At 64.7% G+C, this 16,832-nt stretch carries 14 protein-coding genes and 1 tRNA gene; 10 read left to right on the top strand and 5 right to left on the bottom strand.

The annotated features are described in order from the left end of the window. The first annotated feature begins 110 nt into the window (after positions 1 to 110). From ABWK72_RS10490 to ABWK72_RS10515, 6 genes are read left to right on the top strand one after another with little or no spacing between them, the layout of a single operon-like run. Positions 111 to 1,154 carry a TIM barrel protein gene (locus tag ABWK72_RS10490; RefSeq protein WP_367874740.1) on the top strand — a complete coding sequence of 348 codons (1,044 nt, stop codon included), beginning with the start codon at positions 111 to 113 and terminating at the stop codon, positions 1,152 to 1,154. A gap of 44 nt (positions 1,155 to 1,198) precedes the next feature. Beyond that, positions 1,199 to 2,032 carry a class I fructose-bisphosphate aldolase gene (locus tag ABWK72_RS10495; RefSeq protein WP_367874741.1) on the top strand — a complete coding sequence of 278 codons (834 nt, stop codon included), beginning with the start codon at positions 1,199 to 1,201 and terminating at the stop codon, positions 2,030 to 2,032. A gap of 5 nt (positions 2,033 to 2,037) precedes the next feature. After that, positions 2,038 to 3,411 carry an FAD-binding oxidoreductase gene (locus tag ABWK72_RS10500; protein WP_367874742.1) on the top strand — a complete coding sequence of 458 codons (1,374 nt, stop codon included), beginning with the start codon at positions 2,038 to 2,040 and terminating at the stop codon, positions 3,409 to 3,411. Between the two features lie 3 nt (positions 3,412 to 3,414). Beyond that, a complete protein-coding gene (locus ABWK72_RS10505; protein WP_367874743.1) occupies positions 3,415 to 4,728 on the top strand; it encodes a (Fe-S)-binding protein in 1,314 nt (437 codons plus the stop codon). Then, entirely contained in the window at positions 4,725 to 5,852 is a 1,128-nt protein-coding gene (locus ABWK72_RS10510) for a Gfo/Idh/MocA family protein (protein ID WP_367874744.1), read from the top strand. The genes ABWK72_RS10505 and ABWK72_RS10510 overlap by 4 nt, the downstream gene beginning before the upstream one ends. Further along, entirely contained in the window at positions 5,849 to 6,856 is a 1,008-nt protein-coding gene (locus tag ABWK72_RS10515; RefSeq protein WP_367874745.1) for a carbohydrate kinase family protein, read from the top strand. The genes ABWK72_RS10510 and ABWK72_RS10515 overlap by 4 nt, the downstream gene beginning before the upstream one ends. Positions 6,857 to 6,868: 12 nt before the next feature. Here ABWK72_RS10515 and ABWK72_RS10520 read toward each other — a convergent pair whose 3' ends face one another. Next, positions 6,869 to 7,774: an AraC family transcriptional regulator gene (locus tag ABWK72_RS10520; protein ID WP_367874746.1), complete on the bottom strand. Its 906-nt coding sequence runs from the start codon at positions 7,772 to 7,774 to the stop codon at positions 6,869 to 6,871. Positions 7,775 to 8,312: 538 nt separating this feature from the next. Between ABWK72_RS10520 and ABWK72_RS10525 the strand changes: the two genes are divergently transcribed. Next, positions 8,313 to 11,108 (top strand): PQQ-dependent sugar dehydrogenase, encoded by a 2,796-nt coding sequence (locus ABWK72_RS10525; RefSeq protein ID WP_367874747.1) that lies wholly within the window; start codon positions 8,313 to 8,315, stop codon positions 11,106 to 11,108. A 42-nt stretch (positions 11,109 to 11,150) separates the two neighbouring features. On the opposite strand, the gene ABWK72_RS10530 is transcribed toward ABWK72_RS10525, so the two are convergent. Together ABWK72_RS10530 and ABWK72_RS10535 are read right to left on the bottom strand one after the other, a co-directional pair. After that, positions 11,151 to 11,227 (bottom strand) — tRNA-Pro (locus ABWK72_RS10530). A gap of 55 nt (positions 11,228 to 11,282) precedes the next feature. Further along, on the bottom strand, positions 11,283 to 11,918 hold the full coding sequence (locus tag ABWK72_RS10535) for a lipoate--protein ligase family protein (protein WP_367874748.1): 636 nt from the start codon (positions 11,916 to 11,918) through the stop codon (positions 11,283 to 11,285). Between the two features lie 129 nt (positions 11,919 to 12,047). Here ABWK72_RS10535 and ABWK72_RS10540 point away from each other — a divergent pair, with 129 nt between their 5' ends. Both ABWK72_RS10540 and ABWK72_RS10545 read left to right on the top strand, forming a co-directional pair. Further along, positions 12,048 to 12,869 (top strand): CbiX/SirB N-terminal domain-containing protein, encoded by an 822-nt coding sequence (locus tag ABWK72_RS10540; RefSeq protein ID WP_367874749.1) that lies wholly within the window; start codon positions 12,048 to 12,050, stop codon positions 12,867 to 12,869. Further along, positions 12,856 to 13,503, top strand: coding sequence for a DR2241 family protein (locus ABWK72_RS10545; RefSeq protein WP_367874750.1), 648 nt, complete (start codon positions 12,856 to 12,858; stop codon positions 13,501 to 13,503). The genes ABWK72_RS10540 and ABWK72_RS10545 overlap by 14 nt, the downstream gene beginning before the upstream one ends. A 375-nt stretch (positions 13,504 to 13,878) precedes the next feature. On the opposite strand, the gene ABWK72_RS10550 is transcribed toward ABWK72_RS10545, so the two are convergent. Both ABWK72_RS10550 and ABWK72_RS10555 read right to left on the bottom strand, forming a co-directional pair. Beyond that, complete coding sequence (locus ABWK72_RS10550) at positions 13,879 to 14,295, bottom strand: hypothetical protein (protein ID WP_367874751.1); 417 nt, start codon at positions 14,293 to 14,295, stop codon at positions 13,879 to 13,881. Positions 14,296 to 14,302: 7 nt separating this feature from the next. Next, complete coding sequence (locus ABWK72_RS10555) at positions 14,303 to 15,127, bottom strand: polyphosphate kinase 2 family protein (protein ID WP_367874752.1); 825 nt, start codon at positions 15,125 to 15,127, stop codon at positions 14,303 to 14,305. 112 nt (positions 15,128 to 15,239) lie between these two features. Here ABWK72_RS10555 and ABWK72_RS10560 point away from each other — a divergent pair, with 112 nt between their 5' ends. Beyond that, positions 15,240 to 16,784 carry a hypothetical protein gene (locus ABWK72_RS10560; protein WP_367874753.1) on the top strand — a complete coding sequence of 515 codons (1,545 nt, stop codon included), beginning with the start codon at positions 15,240 to 15,242 and terminating at the stop codon, positions 16,782 to 16,784. Positions 16,785 to 16,832 lie beyond the last annotated feature (48 nt).

Below are 16,832 nucleotides of genomic sequence, written 5' to 3' on the forward strand. Positions count from 1 at the left end.
CGGTTCGGCGGGTTCGGCGGGTTCGGCTCACCAATCCGTGATACGATAGTGCCGATGGTGACGCCTCAGTAGTGGATGGTCGCCGGGGATCCGCTACCGTCGGGAAATCCATGAGCACATCGTCCACCACCTATCGATTCTCGTTCGGCCCCTGGAACATCAGTGAAGGGGCCGATCCCTTCGGACCCGATGTCAGAAAACCTATCGCCGAGGAGGAGAAACTGGCCTTCTTCCGCGAGCTGGGGTTCGAAGGCATCCAGCTTCACGATGACGACGCGGTGCCGGACATCGACTCGAAGTCGCATGCACAGATGCTGAAGGAAGCCGAGGCGCTGAAGACCAAGCTGGGCAACCAGGGGCTGACTCCGGAATTCGTGGCACCCCGGCTCTGGTTCGCGCCGCAGACGGTCGACGGCGGCTACACCTCCAACCGCGCCGCCGACCGCGACTACGCGTGGGAGCGGACCGCCAAGAGCATCGACATCGCCAAGACGCTCGGCTCGAAGGCGGTCGTGCTGTGGCTGGCCCGGGAAGGTTCCTACATCCGCGAGGCGAAGGACGCCCGGGTGGCCTACACCCGCATCTTGGAAACGGTGAACAAGATCCTCGCCTACGATCCGGAGATCGAAATCTGGATCGAGCCGAAGCCGAACGAGCCCACCGACCAGGCCTACGTTCCGACCATGGGTCACGCCATCGCGCTCGCCTACGCCTCGGCCGACCACAAGCGCGTGAAGGGCCTGATGGAAAGCGCGCATGCGCTGCTCGCCGGACTGGACCCGAGCGACGAGCTATCCTTCGCACTGGCCCACGGCAAGCTCGGCAGCGTCCATCTCAACGACCAGAACGGCCTGAAATACGACCAGGACAAGAACTTCGGTTCGGTCAATCTGCGCGGGGCCTTCAACCAGGTGCGGGTGCTCGATGAAGCGGGCTACGGCAGCGCCGGCGAATTCGTGGGGCTGGACGTGAAGACAATGCGGACCGAGGCGAAGTCGCCCTCCATGGAGCATCTCAAGACCAGCCGCGCCATCTTCCTGGCGCTGCTGGACAAGGTCCGCGCGCTGGACCAGGAGCTGGTGCGGCAGTGCCGGGAGGCCCGCGACTACGAGGCGCTGGAGGCTTACCTGCTTCGCCATCTGATGACCGCGTGAGGGATTCCCTTCCGCCGCTTGCCACGCTAACAAGATCTCTTCCGATGAAGCAATTCAGGCTCAACCGTCTCTTCAATGCCAAGTCCGGCCGCTGCTTCGATGTGGCGGTGGATCACGGCTTCTTCAATCAACCGGGCTTCCTCACCGGGATCACCTCGATGCCCGAGGTGATCCGCCAATTGGTCGAAGCGGGACCGGACGCGATCCAGCTCACCGTCGGCCAGGCCCGCCACCTGCAATCGCTGCCCGGCCGCCACAAGCCCTCGCTGGTGCTGCGCACGGACGTGGCGAATGTCTATGGCCGCGAACTGCCCTCCGCCGCCTTCAGCAAGATCATCGGCGACTGCATGCTCCAGGCCGTGCGACATGATGCCGCCTGCGTCTGCGTGAATCTTTTCCAGATCCCCGGCGCGCCCGAGGTCCACGCGCAGTGCGTGGAGAACATTCTCCAACTCAAGCCGCAGGCCGACTACTACGGCATGCCGATGATGATCGAACCGCTCGTCTTCCGACCGAACTCGGAGGCCGGAGGTTACATGGTGGACGGCGCGGTCGAGGGTATCGTTCATCTCGTGCGGCAAGCCGTCGAGCTCGGCGCGGACGTGATCAAGGCCGACCCCACCGATGATCCATCGCTCTACGGCGCGGTGATCGAAACCGCGGGCGGCGTGCCGGTGCTGGTGCGCGGCGGCGGGCGGGTCAGCGACCGCGAAATCATGGAGCGCACGAAGATCCTGTTAGAGCAGGGCGCGAGCGGGATCGTCTATGGCCGCAATATCATCCAGCATCCGAATCCCGCGGGCATCACGCGCGCGCTGATGGCGATGCTCCATGATGGTGTGTCCGTCGATGCCGCGCTGGCGATGACCCAACCCTGACGGCCATGAGCGACCCGGTCCTCTCGCGCTTCGCAGCCATCGTCGGTCAGCAGCATGTGCTGACCGCGGCGGAGGACTTGATCCCCTATGGATTCGATGGCACCGCGACCTTCAAAGCGAAGCCTCTGTCGGTGCTGATGCCGGGCAACGCGGACGAGGTGGCCGCCTGCGTAAAAATTGCCGCGGAGGCCGGTGTGCCGATCGTCAGCCGCGGCTCCGGCACCGGCTTGAGCGGCGGCAGTGTTCCGGTGACGGGCGGTATCATCCTCTGCCTGGTCCGGATGAATGCCATCCTGGAAGTGGACGCCCGCAACCTGACCCTCCGCGCGCAGGCCGGCGTGATCACCTTGAAGGTCGCCGAGGCCGCGGCGGCGCAGGGGCTCTTCTACCCGCCCGATCCGGGGTCGATGAAGATCTCGACCATCGGCGGTAATGTCGCGGAAAACTCCGGCGGACTGCGCGGACTGAAGTACGGCGTCACGCGGGACTACGTGATGGGCATGCAGGTGGTGCTGGCGGACGGCTCGGTCGTCGAGCTCGGCAACAAGTGCGTGAAGGACGTCGCCGGGTATTCGCTCAAAGACCTTTTCATCGGCTCGGAGGGCACGCTGGGAATCATCACGGAGGTGCTTCTGAAATTGCTGCCGCTCCCCGCCGCGCGCCGCACGCTCCTGGCAAGCTTCGATAGCATGGAAGCGGCAGCGGAAACGGTGTCCGCGATCATTGCCGCGAAGATCATTCCCTGCACCCTGGAGTTCCTGGACCAAATGACGATCCAGTGCGTAGAGGACTACTCGAAGGTCGGTCTGCCCACGGATTGCGCCGCGCTGCTGCTGATGGAGACCGATGGGCATCCCGCCGCCGTGGAGGACGAAGCGCTGCGCATGGAGGAGATCGCGCGAGCCCACGGGGCGAAGGCCCTGCGCCGGGCCCGGACCGAGGCGGAGTCGCTCGAACTGGCCGCAGCCCGTCGCAATGCCTTCTCCGCACTGGCCCGGCGGCGACCGACGACGATTCTCGAAGATGTCACCGTGCCGCGCAGCGAACTGGCGGTGATGGTGCGCTTCATCGCGGAGACAGCGGCCCGTCACAACCTGACGGTCGGCACCTTCGGCCACATGGGCGATGGCAACCTGCATCCCACCTTCCTGACCGACGAGCGCGACACGGAGGAGATGGCACGGGTCCACCTCGCACTGGACGAGATCGTCGCCAAGACCCTCGAACTTGGCGGCACCATCACCGGCGAACACGGCGTGGGCCTCGCCAAGAAGCAGTGGCTCGAAAAGCAGATGGGCGGCAGCTACGCGATGCTGGCCGCGGTCAAGAAAGCCCTCGATCCAGCGGGCCTCCTCAACCCGGGAAAGATTTTCGGTTAGACCATGGCCGCCACCTCGCTCAAAGCCTTGGACTACTCGATCCTGCAGCAGTGCATGCACTGCGGGATGTGCCTGCCGACCTGCCCGACCTACGATGCGACCCTGCGCGAGCGCAGCAGCCCGCGCGGACGGATTGCCCTGATGCGGGCGGTGGCGGATGACGAGTTGGAAGTCTCCGGGATCTTTGCGGATGAGATGAGCTTCTGCCTCGGCTGTCTGGCTTGCCAAACGGCATGTCCGGCAGGAGTCGATTACGCGACGCTCTTCGAAACCGCCCGGGCGGAGGTAGAGGAAAGCCGCGTGAGGACAAATCCGGCGCGCTCCTTCTGGCGCTGGCTAACGCTCGATTTCCTGTTCATGCACCCGCGCGCACTGCGAGCCGCGGGAAGCTTGCTGCGCTTCTATCAGCGCAGCGGTCTCGAACGCTTCGTGAAGAAGGCAGGCCTGCTACGCTTGCTGCCGTCGAACCTGCGCCGCTTGGAACCGCAAACGCCACGGATGGCCGAGAAGTTCTCCGACGACTTGATCGCGGAGATCGAAGGTCCCGCCACTCCCCTCCCCGGCCGCAAGGTCGCGCTCCTCACCGGCTGCATCCAGGACCTCGCCTTCTCAGACATCAATCGCGACACCGCGGACGTCCTGCTGGCGAACGGCTGCACCGTCCACACCCCGCCCGTGCAACCCTGCTGCGGCTCCCTGCACTCCCACAACGGCGAGCCGCTCATGGCAGCAGAGCTCGCACGACGAATGATCGATCTGTTCCCGCCGGGAAGCTTCGACGCGATCATCACGAACGCCGGCGGTTGCGGCTCTCACCTGCGCCACTACAGCGGCCTGTTAGGAAATGATCCCGTTTACGGTCCCTTGGCCAAGGAGTGGGACGCGAAGGTAAAGGACATCCACGAATACCTTATCGCCATCGGTTGCCGGCCTCCTTCGGGCATCGCCCAACCAAGAGTCATCACCTACCACGAATCCTGCCACCTGACTCACGGCCAGAAAGTCCGGCGCGAGCCACGGCAGATCCTCGCTCTTCTTCCACACACGAAACTCGTCGAACTGCCCGAGGCTTCCTGGTGCTGCGGCAGCGCGGGCATCTACAACATCACCCAGCCGGAGATGTCCGCGCAGCTGCTCGAACGCAAGATCGCGCATCTGAAGTCCACCGGCGCGAACATCCTCGCGACCTCGAATCCCGGTTGCCACATGCAACTCGCCCGCGGCATCGCCGATGCAGGCCTGGCCATCGAGATCCTGCAACCCGTGACCCTCCTGGCCCACGCCTATCGTCGCGAGACATCCCTTTCCGACTCATGAAACCCATTGTATCCATCGGCATCATCGGAGGCGGCCTGATGGGCCGCGAGATCGCGAGCGCCTTCGCCCGCTGGTGCGCCCTCACCGATGTCCCCGTGCAGCCCCGCCTGGTCGCCATCGCCGACACGAATCCCGCCGCACTCGAATGGTTCGGCGACTTGCCCGATGCTCCGAAGCGGGTCACCGATTACCACGAACTCCTCGCAGATCCGGCGGTGGAAGTCGTCTACGTGGCGGTCCCCCATCACCTCCACGAAACGATCTACAAGGACGTGCTCGCCGCGGGGAAGGACCTGCTCGCGGAGAAGCCTTTCGGCATCGATCTCGCTTCCGCCCGACGCCTTGAGGAAGCGGTGAATGCCAGCGGCCGCTTCGTGCGTTGCAGCTCCGAGTTCCCCTTCCTTCCCGCCGCACAGCGCGCCTTCCAGTATCTCCGCGGAAACCATCTCGGCATGCCGCTGGAAGCCGTCTTCGGCTTCCACCACAGCAGCGACCTCGATCCCACCAAGCCCGCGAACTGGAAACGGCAAAACGCCTTCTGCGGTGAGATCGGCGTGCTTGGCGACCTGGGCATGCATGCCTGCCACCTGCCGCTGCGACTCGGCTGGCGTCCGACCAAACTCATGGCCCAGCTCAGCCGCGGTTACCCGGAGCGGCCCGACGGGCGCGGCGGCATGGCGACCTGCGACACTTGGGACAATGCCCTCTTGAACTGCTGGACCACCGTGGCCGGCCGCGAGATCCCGATGCGACTCGAGATGAAGCGGCTCGCCCCGGGCGCGACAAATACCTGGTTCATGGAAATCCACGGCACCGATGGCGGCCTGCGCTTCAGCACCGCGGAGCCGAAGACCCTGCACCTCTTCGAGCGCGGCAAGGAACAATGGTGGAAGCAAACCGGACTCGGCTTCGGCATGGCTTTCAAGACCATCACCGGCGGAATCTTCGAACCGGGCTTCCCCGATCTGATCCAGCAGATGTGGGCCTCCTATCTCACCGAGCGCGCCGGCCAACTCGGCGACCGCTTCGGATGCGCCACGGTCGCCGAAGCGGTGGCCACCCAGGAAATCTATGCCGCCGCGCTCGAGTCGCAGCGCGAGAATACCATCGTCTCCCTGCCATGAGCACCGGACGCCGCGGCCTCCTTGCCGGGGGCAACTTCATCGTCGATCGCATCAAGACGATCGATGCCTATCCGGCCCAGGACACGCTGGCCTCGATCCTGAGTGAATCGATCTCCAACGGCGGCGGGCCCTACAATGTCCTCCGCGACCTCGCGGCGATGAGTGCGGACTACCCGCTCGAAGCCGCCGGCATGGTCGGCAGCGATGCCGACGGCGATTGGGTGACCGAGGATTGCAAGCGCCGCGGGATCGATACGCATCAGCTTCACCGGCACCCCGAAGCACCGACCTCCTACACCGACGTCATGAGCGTCGCGGGCAGCGGCAGGCGGACTTTCTTCCACCGCCGCGGAGCGAATGCACTGCTCGATCTGGAGCACTTCGACTTCGGCACCACGCAGGCTCGGATCTTCCATTTCGGATACCTGATGCTGCTCGACCGCTTCGATGAAATCGCGGACGGCGTGTGCAAGGCATCCCTCCTCCTGGCGCGAGCCCGTGAAGCCGGCATGCAAACCAGCGTCGATTTCGTCAGCGCGCCGCATCCGGCCTTCAGCGAGATCGCCCGCAGCACGCTGCCGCAGGTGGACCATCTCCTCCTGAACGAGATCGAGGCGGGAATGATCCTGAAGACCACCCTCGACGCCGCCCACCACGACAGCCTGGCAAAAGCGGCATCCGACCTGTTAGACTGGGGCGTCCACCGCAGCGTCGTGATCCACTTCGAAGGCGGTGCAGTCGCGGCGACGCGGGATGAAGGCTCACTCTTCCAAGCCTCGCTCAACCTCCCGCCGGGCTACAGCCAAGGTGCCACCGGGGCCGGCGATGCCTTCGCCGCGGGTTACCTGCATGGCGTGCACGAGCAGATGGATCTCGATATGCGCCTCAAGCTGGCCATGTGCACCGCCGCGGCTTGCCTCTCCCACGCCAGCCCCTCGGGAGGCATGCGGGACATCGCGAACTGCCGGGAATTGGCGGCGCGCTACGGGTGGAGAGCGCAGTGATAGCATCAGGCCTCACTCCCTCTTCCCCGCCTGCGTCTTCCGGTAGACGCTGGGCGTGCAACCCATCTCGCGGAGGAAAAGCCGGTTGAAGAACGAGACCTGACTGATGCCGCTCTCGAGCGCGACATCGATCACCGACTTGCCGGTCTTTCTCAACTCGCGGCAGGCGGCATGCAGGCGCACCCGATTGACGAACTCGGAGAAGCTATGCCCGGTGTGGATGCGGAACTGCCTGCAGAAGGTCGGCCGCGATAAGCCGGTGATCGCGAGCATCCGCTCCATCGGGATCGGCTCGCGGAAGCTCTTGAGAATATGGCTCACCGCATCGCGGATGCCCGCGTAGTGAAGCGAGTTCTCCGGCGGCGGGACGAAGGCTTCACGGGAGAGCGCGACCGTCTCATCGACGGCCGAGGCGAGGCTCGAAAAAATCCCGAGCAGGATGCTGAAGCGGGCGGCGCCCTTCGGCGTGCGGGCCATCTCCCTCATCCGCGCCGCGGTATCGGCCGCGATCCGCGGCGTGAAGGTCAGGCCCTGCCCCGCCCGGGCAAACAAGCCCGCCACCGCCCGCATCTCGGGGATGCTCCACAACGGGTGCGCGTCCGGATAGTGCCACTGGATCGAAAGCCCCGCCGAGTTCCCCCGGATCTCCCAGTGGTGGGGCAGCCGCCGGCCCACCAGCACCAGATCGCCCGCGGCGAAGGGCGCGATGCTGTCACCGACGAAGCGCAGTCCCTCCCCGCGCGAGAACCAGGTCAGCTCCATCTCCGGGTGGAAATGCCAGCGCGTGCCCTCACCGCGCACGGTCCGCCGCTGGCCCTCGTCCAGGATCACATCCACCTCGTCCAAGCCCCTGCGCCACTCGATCAGTCGGAATGACGAGCCCTCGGGAATCTGGATATGCTCACGGCGGTGCTTCATTCGCTGGCCCGGTCATCCTCCGGCGGATGGCCTCCCCCGGCAATCCGAACCCGCGGCTGGCGGCTAGTTTGAGCCGTCCATCCATCCACGCAGCCTAGGGGGAAATGGATGGATGGACGGACGGCGGCAAGTTTCGGGTAGCCCGGGATTTTCCATTCCATCCAAATGCCCCAGGGGCTGTGGATGGAATGGACACGAAATGTGGATCCGGGACGGGCGGGGAAAGCGCGGACGGACGGAGGGGAAGGGAGTCGCGGTAGAAGGGAATGATACTCTCTCTTCACCTACCTCTGCCCATACCTACACCCCCGACACCGCCGCTGGCCGTTTTCCATTCCATCCATTTCCCCTTAGCTCCGTGGATGGAATGGACGTGATATCAAGCCGCCCGGCCCCCACCCATCCGTCCATCCATCCATTTCCCCTTAGGCTGCGTGGATGGATGGATGGATTTCCAAGCCCCATGATGACCCCCTACCCGAAACCTGCCCGGAAAATACCTTGCGCGGAAATTAGGAACTCGCTTCCTAGGATCTCAATGCATCCACGCCTGTTCAGCGCCGTCGCCGCCCTGCTGTTTCCGGGTGCTGCAATATCCTGTGCCGCCACCCTGCCCGCCGGTTTCGCCGAGACCGAAGTCGCCAAGGGACTGAACCCCGTGACCATGACTTTCGCCCCGGACGGGAGGCTGTTCCTTTGCGAAAAGCCGGGCCAGTTGCGCGTGATCGTCGACGGCTCACTCCTACCGACACCGGTCTTCGACATCTCCGCGAAGGTGGACGCATGGAACGAGCGCGGCTTGCTGAGCGTGTGCTTCGACCCGGACTTCGCCCGCAACGGCTGGATCTACGCTTTCTACACCCTCAACCGCGATCCGGACGACGCCGGCCACGCCTCCAGCCACAACCGCATCAGCCGCTTCACCCTCAAGGGCAACGTGGCGGACCTAAAAAGCGAAGTCGTTCTGCTGGAGCTCAACAAGCTCTCCAAGACCGGCTGGCACAACGGCGGCGGCCTCGGCTTCGGCAAGGACGGCAAGCTCTACGTCAGCACCGGTGAAAACGCCAACGGCGGCTACGCTCAGGACAGCAGCAACCTCCTCGGCAAACTGCTGCGCATCAACAAGGACGGCTCGATCCCCAAGGACAACCCGAACTACAAGGAATTCAAGGACGACAACCGCGCGATCGTCGCCCTCGGGCTGCGCAACCCCTTCAACATCGCCGTCCAGCGGACCAGCGGCTTGCTCTATCTCAGCATGGTCGGCGGGAATTACGAGCAGATCGAGGCCTACGATACCGCTGCCGCCCCGACCGCGGTGAACTACGGCTGGCCGGGCATCGACGGCCCGCCCAAGAACCAGCCGCGGCCTCCCGGCTATCGCGCACCGGCCTACGCCTACGACCATGGCCGCGGCGATGGCGTCGCGCTGTGCGGCGGGGATTTCTACAATCCCGAGAAGCCGGGCTCGGACGCGTTCCCCCCGGAGTACACGGGCCGCTTCTTCTTCTCCGACTACAAGGGCTGGATCAAATCGATCGATCCCGCCAAGCCGGAGACACGCTACGATTTCGCGACCAAGATCGACCGCCCGATCGATGTCGATATCGCGGCGGATGGCGCGCTGTGGTACATCGCCCGCGCGGGCAAACCCGGCGGCTCGGACGAGTCTAACAGCGCCAGCAGCAATGGCTCCCTGTGGCGCGTGCGCTGGACCGGCGGCGGCCAACCGTCCAAACTCGCCCTGATCCAGCAACCGGTCAGCACCAATGTCGGCAGTCCGATCAGTGTTGTTAAAGTCGCTCTTCAAGACTCGACCGGCAACACGATCAGTGCGGCCAACGACACCATCACCCTGACGCTGGATGGCAATTCAGCGGGAGCCATGCTGGCAGGCACCACCAAGGTCGCAGCGGTCAAGGGAATCGCCACATTCCCTTCACTCGCCATCGGCAAGCCCGGCCGCGGCTATACCCTCCGCGCCAGCAGCGGCAGCCTTGCGCCAGCGATCAGCTCCGCATTCGATATCGCGAACCAGCTTGCCGCGCCCGCGATCACGCCGCCTGAGGGCAGCTTCAGCGGGCCGGTATGGGTGCGGATTTCCAGCGCCACCCCCGGCACGACCCTCCGCTTCACCACCGATGGCAAGGATCCCGACGCCAGCTCCCCGAGTTACAAGGAACCCTTCCAGATCACGGCAGGCCAAACGATCAAGGCCATCGCCCAGCGGAACGGCGTCAGCGACAGCGCCGTGTCGAGCGCCAGCATCAAGATCAGCGGCAATACCGCCTACGGTCTCGATACCCGCCCGCCGGTCAATGGCATCAAGCTGCCCGCCACCGAAGCGGAGGGCCTGCCTGCCACCCTCTCGGCCACCGGCATCTTCACCGACAAGAACCTCACCACCGAGCCCGGCGTGGTGCCCTACTCGCTCAATACGCCGTCCTGGGCCGATAACGCCGAGATGCAGCGCTGGGTGATCCTGCCGGAGTCGGCGCGGATCGGCTTCTCGCCCACCGGGGAATACACCTGGCCGGGCGGCACGATCTTCGTGCAGCACTTCGAGATGGTGACGAACAAGGCCACCGCCGCCCGCCGCAGGCTCGAGACCCGCCTGCTGGTGCTGGATACCGCAGGCAGCTTCGGCTACGGCGCGACCTATCGCTGGCGCGCCGATGGCAGCGATGCGGACCTCGTTGATGCCGGAGGCCAGGACGAGGTGCTGAAGATCACCGATGCTGCCGGCAGCACCCGCGATCAAACCTGGACCTTCCCCGCACGCGGGCTGTGCTTCATGTGCCACACCCCGAATGCGGGCTTCGTGCTCGGTCCCAAGACCCGCCAGCTCAACGGCAGCCATACCTACCCCGGCGGTCGCACCGACAACCAACTGCGCACCTGGAACTACCTGCAGATGTTCACCCCCGGCGTGGAGGAAAACGCGATCAAGGGCTTCGCGCACACCGTCCGGATCGATGACGCCGGTGCCTCGCTGGAGGACCGCGTGCGCTCGTATCTCGATGCCAATTGTGCCGCCTGCCACCGCCCGGTTGGCACGGGTGCCCTCTGGGATGCCCGCTTCGATACGCCGCTTGCCAGCCAGAACATCCTGAACGGCGACCTGCGCGAATCGATGGGCATCGCCAATGCCAAGATCGTGGCACCCGGCGATCCAGCCAAGTCGATGATGCACATTCGCATGACCTCGACCACCTTGGGCCAGCAGATGCCGCCCGTGACCCGGAACGTGGCCGATACCGTCGCTCTCGACGTCCTCAGCCAGTGGATCAGCGCTAAGGCCGGGGAGCCTGCCAAAGCCACCCAAGGTGACTGAAGCGGTCCGGAGCCTTCCGGACCTCGCGGCAAGAAAGGAAAGTGGTCGGGGCGGCCAGATTCGAACTGACGACATCCTGCTCCCAAAGCAGGCGCTCTACCAGGCTGAGCTACGCCCCGAACGGGCGGGACCATTGTTGACCGAGCAGCGGCTGGCAAGAGGAAAGGTAGGAATTCATCGGCGATTCATCCATGCCTCGCTGGCATAGCGCCCGGAGGCCTTCTCCGCGAGGAGTTCGGGGGGTGGATGGAAGGCTGTCATCCCGACTTTTCCGGAAAGTCCCGCGGCAAGAGCCTGCGCGAATGATTCCCCACCGGCCACCGACCCTTGATGCAGGAGCCCCCGCACAGTGCGCCGCTGCCCGGCACCGGCGATCTTCCGGCCCGCCGGGTCCAGAATGTCGTGCTCCACGGGCTGGATGAAGCATTCCCCGCCTACGGCCGACGGGCCCGCAGCCGCCAGCCGCGCGGCACCACCCATCGCAGCGGCGAGCGCCCCGTGGATGAGCCGGTAGCTCTCCGCCCCGCGCGCCTCCGCCAGCCCGAAGCCCCGCGGCACGAAAAGCGTGTAGGTCCAGTCCGCCCGGTGATCGACGATCCCGCCGCCGGTCCAGCGCCGCACCCAGCGCAAGCCGTTCTCAGGAAGCTCCGCCCTCTTCACGAAGTAGCCGAAACTTCCCCAACCGGGCTGCCACGTGTAGGAGCGCAGCACCGGCAGATCGCAGGATTCCGCCAGCCACTCGTCCACCGCCATGTTCTCCGGCCCGTCGCGCGGGGTCGGGTCGATCCAGAGCTGGAGTTGCGGGAGCACGCCGCAGCATCCAGAGACCAGAATCCAGAAACAAGAAGGATTCCCCCTGACCCCTGGCCTCTGGTTTCTGGTTTCTTGCCTCTCGTCTCTTCCCCCTTGCATCCCCCGCCCTCCCGCGCAGCTTCGGGCATGTCCTTCGCGCCCAAGCCCCGCGCCGCGCTGCTGATCGTCGGCCACGGCTCGACGGAGAATCCGGATTCTTCCACGCCCTACTTCGAACACGCGGACGAGATCCGCAGCCGCGGCCTGTTCGCGGAGGTCCATTGCTGTTTCTGGAAGGAAGAGCCCTCGATGCGCGAGGCGGAGTACATGATCGATGCGGAGGAAGTCTACGTGGTGCCGGACTTCATCAGCGAGGGCTACTTCACCCAGGACGTGATCCCGCGCGAACTGCGCCTGGAAGGCCCCAGCACCCGCCGCGCCGGGAAGACCTGGCACTACACCCTGCCGGTGGGCGTGCACCCCTCGATGACCGCGCTCTTGCTCCAACGGGCGAAGGAGGTCGCGCCGGATGCCAGGCCTTCCGAGACCACGCTCTTCATCGTCGGCCACGGCACCGGCCTGAACCAGAATTCCACCAAGGCGATCCGCGATCAGGTCGAGCTGATCAAGGCATCGGGCGCCGGCTATGCGGAAGTCCACGATGCCTTCATGGAGGAGCAACCCTTCATCGCGGAGTGGGACCAGCTTGCCACCACGCCGAACGTGGTGGTGGTGCCCTTCTTCATCTCCGACGGCCTCCACAGCTACCAGGACATCCCGGTGCTGTTAGGGATCGAGGCCGAACCCGGCGAGGCTGCCAGCCAGCGCGAGGTCTTCCGCCACAATCCCCACCACCTGCGCGGCAAGACGCTCTACTACTCCTCCGCCATCGGCACCGAGCGGAACATTGCCGACGTGATCCTCGACCAAGTCGCCGACTTCGATTCAAAACTGCATGAAGACCGCTGAACGCCTCGCCCAAGCCGTCGCCGGCGGCGTCCACCGCATCGGCCAGATCGCCATCCGCCCTCGCCTCAATGGCCATGGCTACGAGATCTGCCACATCGATGACGAGGGCCTGTCCCCGGCCGCCCTCGATTTCCGCGAAGGTCCGGCAGCGGCCCGCACGATTTCCACTTGGGCGGCGGACGGCCACTACCGCTTCACGAAAGGCGAGCTCACCCTCGTCCGCGGCTGGATGCTCGTGCTCCACTCCGCCGAAGAATTGCAGCAGGCCCTCGATGCCTTCTACCCCGCCGCCGCCGGCCTCTGGTTCGCCCAACAGGATGGCCGCCTGGAAGTCGAGCACCTGCGCGATAAACTCAACCGCCAGACCGGCATGTACCGCTTCGCCCGCAATCTCAGCGATGGCGGTGCACAGCGCTTGGTCCAGGAAGTCTGCGGCCCGGGCCATTGCTGCGTGAAGAAGATCCTCTGGCAGCTCGATGCCACCACGCCGTTAGAGGACAGCGAGGCCAGCCGCTTCGATGGCGTCGTCGGCGAAATCAACCGTCGCCAGGCGATTCCCCTGCTCTGCCGCGAGGCCTGCAATCACTTCGTCGCGGAGGCGCGCAAGGCATCGAAGGCGGAAGCCACCAAATAAGGTTCTCCGTCAGGCTCGCTGAAGCGATTCGAGGGAACTCCCTCTGCAGATCGATGCCCCCTTTTGCGGCGCAGCCGCTTTGGAGTGCGGCGGGCATCGCCGCTTTGGGGCGATCTGGAATGGAGATCGCCGAAATGAATTCGCCTCTGCGCCGCCCCCTGCTATCCCGCTTGAGCCCCGAAACTCCCTGACGGCTGAAGGAATTGAAAAGGGGAAATGGAGGGATGGATTCATGACGGCGCTCTCCGGCACGCGTCGCACTAAAGCGGCGATGCCCGCCGCACTCCAAAGCGGCTGCGCCGCCCTCGGGGGAGACACCTCGTGATCCATCAGCAAATCGGACGGACGCCACAAAATAAGAAGCGTCGGGAAGCCTCACTCCTTCCCCGGCCCGATGAAGAGCTCGGGATAAGTCTCTTCGTTGACGTGCTTCCTGTTCCGATAGAAGCGCAGCAACTTCCCCTTTTCATCCACTACCGGGGAAAGTCCGCAGGTCAGGGAAGTGTAGCGGACCGGCCCGGCCTCCGACTCGTCGTCGAACCAATCGTCGATCTTGGTCTCCTCCTTGAAATCTTGGAAGCTCTTGCCAGGAGTCACGCCTAGCAGCGCCAGCTCCTCCAGCATCTTGGCCGGCTTGCGGCCGGGATAGAGCACCGCGTTGATCCGGTCGGCCATCGGCGAGCGGTAGGGATCCAACTGCTCCGGCTTCTCCTTCTTCCTGCCTTTCATCATCCCGCAGCCGCTCGTTCCGGCCGCCAGGATCACGCAGGCTAACAGCAAGCATCCTCTCATCAGCATTTCACACGATCTTGATCGATGCCGGATCCCACTCCGGCTGCGGGAAATCCATTCGCAGCGAGCGCAGGGTGTCCACCATGATCCGCGCGACCACCAGGTTGCGGTACCATTTGCGATCCGCCGGGATGATGTACCAAGGCGCTTGCTCGGTGCTCGTCTTCTCGAAGAGGTCCTCGTAGGCCTTCTGGAAGTCGCTCCAGCGCGCCCGGTCCGCCATGTCGTCCGGATTGAATTTCCAGTGCTTCGCGGGGTTCGCGAGCCGCGATTCCAAGCGCCGCTTCTGCTCGTCCTTGGAGATGTGCAGGAACATCTTGATCACCGTCGTCCCCTCTTCCGCCAGCATCCGCTCGAATTCGATCACGTGCCGGTAGCGGCGCTTCCAGACCTCCTCGCCATAGAGTTTCTTCACCCGCACCGCGATGATGTCCTCGTAGTGGCTGCGGTTGAAGATCACGATCTCGCCGTTGCCCGGTACCTCTTTGTGCACCCGCCACAGGAAGTCGTGCGCGAGTTCCACTTCGCTCGGCTTCTTGAAGGCCGCCACGCGCACCCCTTGCGGATCCACTTGGGAAAAGACGTGCTTCACGCAGCCGTCCTTGCCGCCGGTGTCCATCGCCTGCAGGACGATCAGGATGCGGTGCTTGTTCTGGGCGTAGAGCACCTTCTGGAGCGCCTGGAGCTCGTCCCGCAGCTCGTCGACAGGTCCCACGGACTCGGCCTTGCCGCCCTCGGTGAAGAGCGAACAGTCGCCCGGATCGATCGCCGTGAGGTCCACCTTTTCACCGGGTTTCACCCGATATCGCTTGATGGCCTCACCAATTCTCATCGCGCGCATGCTCCTCCCCACCCCCGGTACTGGCAAGCATGGAGTCGCCACGTTCCTGCCGTGTCACACATTCGTCATTGAAAGCCGCGCCGCCCCGCGCTGTCTTTGGCCGATGTCTGCCAAGTTACCCGCTGCCGGTTCGCTTGCGACCGCGATCCACGTCGGGGCCGGGTCCGTGTCGCTGCTGGTGGCGGAGGTCCAGCCTAACGGCACCTATCGAGCCGTGGATTTCCTCGAGCAGCCCGCTCCCCTGGCCCGCGACGTCTTCCGCTACGGCAGCGTCAGCGCGGAGACCACCGAGCGGATCGTGAGCATTCTCAAGGACTATCAGAACGCGCTCGCGGAATACGGCGCGGACGGCCACGCCATCACCCGCGCCGTGGCCACCAACATCCTGGTGGAGGCCACCAATCACGACGTCTTCCTCAACCGCATCCGCATCGCCTGCGGCCTCTCGATCAATCCGATCGACGATGGCGAGATGACACGTCTCATCTACCTGAAGACCCGGCGGCGGCTCAAGGATACGCCGGCGATGCGGCGCAGTTGCACCCTGGTGGTCCACGTCGGCCCGGGCAATACCCGCGCGCTGCTCTTCCAGGAAAGCGCCATCACCCGCTATACCAGCTACCGCCTGGGCACCCACCGCACCCGGGAGGCGACGGAAGGCTCGCATGCCGAAGGCGCGGCGATGCTGCGGGTGATCCGCGAGCACACCAGCGGCAATCTCGCGCAGATGAAATTCGACTATCGCGATGTCCAGCTCGAAGGGCTGGTCGTGATCGGCTACGAGATCCAACAGATCGCCCGCTATCTCTCCAAGGGCACCGGGGCCTACTCGATCAAGTCGCTCAAGAAGACCACGCTGGAAGCGGCACAGATGAGCGATCTCGATCTCGTCACCCGCTACGAGATGGACTACCAGACCGCGGAGGCCCTCTTGCCCGCGCTCGAGACAAACCTCGCCATCGCCGAAAGCTTCGGCATGAAGGAAGTCCACATCCCCGCGAGCGATTACGAGCAGGGCATCCTTCAGGACCTCCTCGTCTCCGGCAACCTGTCCGGCACGCTCGACCAGGAAGTCCTCCGCTCGGCACGGATCCTCGCCCTGCGCTACCAGTCCGACCCCCGCCATGGCGAACACGTCGCGAAGATCTGCCACCATCTCTTCACCGAGTTGCAGGAGCTTCACGGCATGACCAAGCACGATGCGATGCTGCTCCAGGTCTCCGCGATCCTGCACGAGGTCGGCACCTTCGTCAGCCCGCGCGCCCATCACAAGCACTCCGAGTACATCATCCTCAATAGCGAGATCTTCGGGCTCGACCGCCAGGACATCACCATGGTCGCGATGATCTCCCGCTATCATCGCCACTCCGGCCCGCGGACCGATCACCCGAACTACCGCGATCTCGACACCCTGGACCGCATCCGCGTCTCCAAGCTCTCCGCCCTGCTGCGCGTGGCCGATGCCCTTGAACGGACCCACGACCAGCGCGTCCACGAAATCCTCATTCGCCGCGATGAACGCCGCCTCCGCCTCGTCTTGCCCGGCGTCACGGACGCCGCCGTCGAAAGCCTCGCCATGACCTCGAAGGGCGACCTTTTCGAGCAGGTCTTCGGCCTCGAAGTCGTCATCGACAACACCGGCGGCTAAAGGAATTCCAGATCTCAAATCTCTTCTCTCTTCTCTCAAATCTCTTAT

The organism is Luteolibacter sp. Populi (genome assembly GCF_040801775.1).
GTDB lineage: Bacteria > Verrucomicrobiota > Verrucomicrobiia > Verrucomicrobiales > Akkermansiaceae > Haloferula.